Origin of the sequence: Pseudomonas emilianonis (assembly GCF_023072625.1) — a bacterium.
Taxonomy (GTDB): domain Bacteria; phylum Pseudomonadota; class Gammaproteobacteria; order Pseudomonadales; family Pseudomonadaceae; genus Aquipseudomonas; species Aquipseudomonas paraveronii.
In genome coordinates this window covers 1-5,510 of sequence record NZ_JAKNRV010000335.1, presented here as the reverse complement: position 1 = coordinate 5,510, position 5,510 = coordinate 1, and the positions used below count along the sequence as shown (strand labels likewise).

At 61.1% G+C, this 5,510-nt stretch carries 5 protein-coding genes; 2 read left to right on the top strand and 3 right to left on the bottom strand.

The window, feature by feature from the left end; translation table 11 throughout:
* The coding region (locus tag L9Z73_RS24275) for an electron transfer flavoprotein subunit beta/FixA family protein (RefSeq protein ID WP_430624313.1) at window positions 1-287 on the bottom strand (287 nt) is incomplete at its 3' end.
* A gap of 530 nt (window positions 288-817) precedes the next feature.
* Here L9Z73_RS24275 and L9Z73_RS24270 point away from each other — a divergent pair.
* A complete protein-coding gene (locus L9Z73_RS24270) occupies window positions 818-2,482 on the top strand; it encodes an electron transfer flavoprotein-ubiquinone oxidoreductase (RefSeq protein ID WP_247406486.1) in 1,665 nt (554 codons plus the stop codon).
* Between the two features lie 193 nt (window positions 2,483-2,675).
* Here L9Z73_RS24270 and L9Z73_RS24265 read toward each other — a convergent pair whose 3' ends face one another.
* Window positions 2,676-3,569: an AraC family transcriptional regulator gene (locus L9Z73_RS24265; RefSeq protein WP_247406485.1), complete on the bottom strand. Its 894-nt coding sequence runs from the start codon at window positions 3,567-3,569 to the stop codon at window positions 2,676-2,678.
* A gap of 181 nt (window positions 3,570-3,750) precedes the next feature.
* On the opposite strand from L9Z73_RS24265, the gene L9Z73_RS24260 reads away from it, so the two are divergent.
* Entirely contained in the window at window positions 3,751-4,803 is a 1,053-nt protein-coding gene (locus tag L9Z73_RS24260; protein ID WP_247406483.1) for an NAD(P)-dependent alcohol dehydrogenase, read from the top strand.
* On the opposite strand, the gene L9Z73_RS24255 is transcribed toward L9Z73_RS24260, so the two are convergent.
* Window positions 4,804-5,510 (bottom strand): IclR family transcriptional regulator (locus L9Z73_RS24255; RefSeq protein ID WP_247406481.1); only part of this gene is annotated, 707 nt, incomplete at its 5' end.

Sequence of the window (5,510 nt, the reverse complement as noted above, 5' to 3'; positions counted from 1 at the left end):
GCCAGGGAGGTCAGCTCTTCAGCCGACTCAACCAGGATGGCGCGATCAGCGCCCAGTGCCAGGGCGGTACGCAACTGCTCTTGAGCAGTGGTCGGGCCGATGGAAACCACGACGATTTCAGTCACCACGCCTTTCTCTTTCAGGCGTACAGCTTCTTCCACGGCGATTTCGCAGAAAGGGTTCATCGACATCTTGACGTTAGCGAGGTCGACGCCGGAATTGTCCGCCTTGACGCGAACTTTCACGTTGTAATCGACAACGCGTTTGACAGCTACAAGAACCTTCATGGATTCCTCGTTACTCTCCGGTGAAAAGAAAGTCGCCTAGGCGAACCTGGCGGTTGATGCTCATCGGCACACAAGGGCACCTTCAAAACCTTCGGCTAGTGACGCAGCGATGGAGAGTGATGACCGTTCGTCAGTGGTGACTGGGAGGTCATTCATGATCGCGACGTGTAAACTGCGCGCCAGCATTGGGCACGCGCCAGCCTTTTTCGCCTTCGCCTGTCTTTAAAGGTGCTCTTGAAACCTACAGTCAGCCTACGGCTAGCGCAAAACCGACCGTATATTGACCGGAACGCCTATTCTGGTCAATACGGCAAAATGGCCAGTCATAAGCCCCGTTGCTTTGATTTACCTAGCTTCCAAGCAATTCAAACAAACGTTTGTATTGGACGCTGAGAGTGGTGTAGATATAATGCGCCACCTAGAGAGAAAGGTGGTCATCCGCCTGCCCAGTGAGCGCAGCGATGACGATGACGACACCCAACCTCCACCCATTAGAAAAAAAGCCTGTGAGCCTGAGTAGGAGATAGCCTGTGGAACGCGAATACATGGAATTCGACGTGGTCATCGTCGGCGCTGGCCCGGCGGGCCTGTCTGCCGCCTGCCGACTGAAGCAGAAGGCCGCCGAAGCCGGTAAGGAAATCAGCGTCTGCGTGGTCGAGAAAGGCTCCGAGGTCGGCGCACATATCCTTTCCGGTGCCGTGTTCGAACCACGCGCCCTGAACGAACTGTTCCCGGACTGGAAAGAACTCGGCGCTCCGCTCAACACCCCCGTGGTGCGCGATGACATCTATGTACTGCGCAGCAGCAACACCGCCACCAAGGTGCCTGACTTCTTTGTGCCCAAGACCATGCACAACGAAGGCAACTACATTATCTCCCTGGGCAACCTGTGCCGCTGGCTGGCCCAGCAGGCCGAGAACCTGGGCGTGGAAATCTACCCAGGCTTCGCCGCCCAGGAAGCGCTGTTCGACGAAAACGGCGTGGTGCGCGGGATCATCACCGGCGACCTCGGCGTCGACCGCGAAGGCAACCCGAAAGAAGGCCTGTACACCCCCGGCATGGAACTGCGTGGCAAGTACACGCTGTTCGCCGAAGGCTGCCGTGGCCATATCGGCAAGCAACTGATCCAGCGCTTCAAGCTGGACAGCGACGCCGACGCCCAGCATTACGGCATCGGCCTGAAGGAAATCTGGGAAATCGACCCAGCCAAGCACCAACCAGGCCTGGTGGTCCACACCGCCGGCTGGCCGCTGGATATCATGAGCAACGAGAACACCGGTGGCTCGTTCCTCTATCACTTGGAAAACAACCAGGTGGTCGTCGGCCTGATCGTCGACTTGTCCTACAGCAACACCTTCCTGTCACCGTTCGATGAGTTTCAGCGCCTCAAGCATCACCCGGTGCTGGCGCAGTACCTGGAAGGCGGCAAGCGCATCAGCTACGGCGCCCGCGCGCTGGCCAAGGGCGGCATCAACTCGTTGCCGAAGATGGTGTTCAAGGGCGGCGCATTGATCGGCTGTGACCTGGGCACCATGAACGTGGCCAAGATCAAGGGCAGCCACACCGCGATGAAATCCGGCATGCTCGCCGCCGAAGCCGTGGCCGAGCGCCTGCTGGCGGACGCCGAAGGCGGCGACGAGCTGACCAACTACGTTGACAGTTTCAAGGCAAGCTGGCTCTACGAAGAACTGTTTGCCACGCGTAACTTCGGCCCGGCGATGCACAAGTTCGGCCCGATCATCGGTGCTGGCTTCAACTGGTTCGACCAAAATATCCTCGGCGGCAAGATGCCGTTGACCCTGCACGACACCAAGCCGGACTATGCCTGCCTCAAGCTGGCCAAGGACTGCCAGAAGATCGACTACCCCAAACCCGACGGCAAGCTGAGCTTTGACAAACTGAGCTCGGTGTTCATCTCCGGCACCAACCACGAAGAAGAACAGCCGTGCCACTTGAAACTCAAAGACCCGAGCATCCCGATCGGCACCAACCTGCCGCTCTACGATGAACCGGCGCAGCGCTATTGCCCGGCCGGCGTGTATGAAGTGGTGACCAAGGAAGACGGCGAGAAGCGCTTCCAGATCAACGCCCAGAACTGCGTACACTGCAAGACCTGTGACATCAAGGACCCTTCGCAGAACATCACCTGGGTGACGCCGGAAGGCGCGGGCGGGCCGACTTACCCGAATATGTAAGTCAACCGCTTAAAGAAAAGGCTCCCGGATGGGAGCCTTTTTTGTGGCTGGCATCAACTCAATGTGGGAGGGGGCTTGCCCCCGATAGCGGTGGAACAGTCAGCACATCTATGGCTGGACCACCGTCATCGGGAGCAAGTCGAGTCGTCGCACCGCCCCTCCCACATTTTTAATCCCGTTGAGCCAGGGAGAATCAGGCAGCGCGCTCTTCACCCGGATTACGCTCGAAGTAGCGCTTATATTCGCGACTGAACTGCGACGTACTCTGATACCCCACGCTATGCGCCGCCTGCGCCACGCCCATGCCTTCCACCAGCAACAACTGCTGCGCCTTGAGCAACCGCAAACGCTTCAGATACTGCACCGGCGACAACAGGGTGCAGCGCTTGAAGTGTTCATGAAAGGTCGACGCACTCATGTGCGCATAACCTGCCAACGTCTCGATATTCAGCGGGTCGGCGTAATGGGCGTGCAGGTGATTCAACGAGGTGGCGATTCGTGAAAACTGCCCCTGCTGTTCCACCAACGCACGCAACACATCCGCCTGGGGCCCGCGCAACGCGGTGAACAACAATTCACGCACCCGCGCCGGGCCCATGATCCGGCTTTCCAGCGGATCGTGCAGGCATTGCAACAGCCGCTCGACGCAGCCGCGCATGGCGTCATCCAATACCACCGAACTCATCGACTCCAAGGTCTGCGCGGTCGGCGGCGGCCCGGCCTGCATGCCCATGGCCATCACCAATTCGCCCAGCACCACCCGATCAATCCCCACCGTTACCCCCAACAGCGGTGCGCCGGGCGCCCGGGCGAACGTCTCGCACTCGAACGGCACCGGCATCGCCTGGATCAGGTAGTGCCCCGCGCCGTACTCCAGGGTACGCGGGCCCAGGTACGCGACTTTGCTGCCTTGGGCGACGAACATCAGGCTCGGCTCATAGATCTGCGGCCCGCGCGCGACGTCGCAACTGGCGCGCAACACTTGCACACCCGGCAGGTGGGTCGGGGAGAAACCGTCGCGGGGCGTCAGCCTCTCGATCAAGGAAACCAGGGTGGCGTTGGCGTCGAGATGGCGGGTCAACAACATGGCAAAAAACTTCGCTAATAAGGGATGAGAGCATCATCGCAGGTCGAGCGCCCCGTGCATCCAAACCAGAGGCACTCCCGGACGAATAGGCATGAGACTCGGAGCAATCGCCATGGTCGCCTGCGGGGTCGGCGCGGAAAATGGCCCACCTCACTTGTCACTGCTTTTGCGAGGTTTGCCCATGTACACCGCTATCGGTTATGCCGCCCAGTCGGCCACCACTCCCCTCGCCCCCCTGTCGTTTGAACGCCGCAGCCCGCGCGCCGATGACGTGGCGATCGAAATTCTGTACTGCGGCGTCTGCCATTCCGACATCCACCAGGCCCGCAACGAATGGGGCATCGCCGTGTACCCGCTGATGCCGGGCCATGAGATTGTCGGCAAAGTCAGCGCCGTCGGCGCCAACGTCACCGCGCATAAAGTCGGCGACCTGGTCGGCGTCGGCTGCATGGTCGACTCGTGCCGCCACTGCGCCGCCTGCCAATCGAACCTGGAGCAATACTGCCTCGAAGGCCCGACCATGACCTACGCCACCCCGGACCGTGTCGATGGCAGCAACACCATGGGCGGCTACTCCGACAGCATCGTGGTCAGCGAACACTTTGTGGTGAAGATCCCGGCCAAGCTCGATCTGGCCAGCGCCGCACCGATCCTCTGTGCAGGCGTCACCACCTACTCGCCGCTCAAGCACTACGGTGTGAAGGCCGGCGATAAAGTCGGGATTCTCGGCATGGGCGGCCTGGGCCATATGGGCATCAAGTTCGCCAAGGCCATGGGCGCCGAAGTCACGCTGTTCACCCGTTCTGCGAGCAAGGCCGAGGAAGGCCGGCGCCAGGGCGCGGATCATGTGATCGTGTCCACCGACGCCGCGCAAATGAAAGCCGCCGCTGGGCACTTCGACTTCCTGCTGGACACCATCCCGGTGCAGCACGACCTGAACCCCTACCTCGATGTGCTGCGCTTTGACGGCGTGCATATCTTGGTCGGTCTAATCGAGCCGGTGGACCCGCCCGTCAATGCCGCCAAGCTGGTACTGGGCCGTAAAATGCTGGCCGGTTCGCTGATCGGCGGCATCGCAGAAACCCAGGAAGTCCTGGATTTCTGCGCCGAGCATGGCATCACCTGCGACATCGAAATGCTCGACATCCGCCAGATCAACGAGGCGTTCTCGCGCATGATCGCCGGCGATGTGAAGTACCGCTTTGTCATCGACATGGCGACCTTGAAGGCCTGATCAGGCCTTCGCGCCCAACTGCGCAGATAGCCGCGCCGCGACCTGTTTGATCACGGGAATCAGCTCGGCCATTTTCTCCAGCGGCATGTAGGGCACGGTACTGGCGATGCTGATGCCGGCGACGATTCGCCGGCTGGCATCGCGCACCGGTGCCGCCACGCAGCGGATCGACGGCTCGTTGTCTTCCAGGTCGAACGCATAGCCGCCCACCACATACTCACGCATGCGCTGCTCGAATTGCGCCCAGGATTGCTCCGGGTGTTGCGGCCACTGCAGGTTTTTCCCTGCCGTCGGCTGGCTGACTTCGTACAGGCGCTGCCACTCATCGACGCTGTCATCCAACAGCAACGCCTTGCCGATACCAGTCCGCGCCAGCGGCATGCGATGGCCGACCCGCGAGCGCATTTCCGGACCGTTGCGACCGGGGTTCTTGTGCAGATAGAGCACGTCGTCGTCTTCACGAATCGCCAGGTGGATGGTGTCGCCGGTCAGCGCCGACAACTCGTCCAGATATGGCACCGCCAGGGTCACCAACGGCAACTCTTCGCGCGCCTGAAACCCCAGCTCGATCAGCTTCGGCCCCAGCAGGTAGCCGACTTGCGGCACCACGCGCAGGTAGCGCTCCTCCACCAGGCAACTGGCCAGGCGGTGCGTGGTGCTGCGGGTGGTGCCGATGCGCCGGGCGATCTCTTTCAGATCCCGCGCAC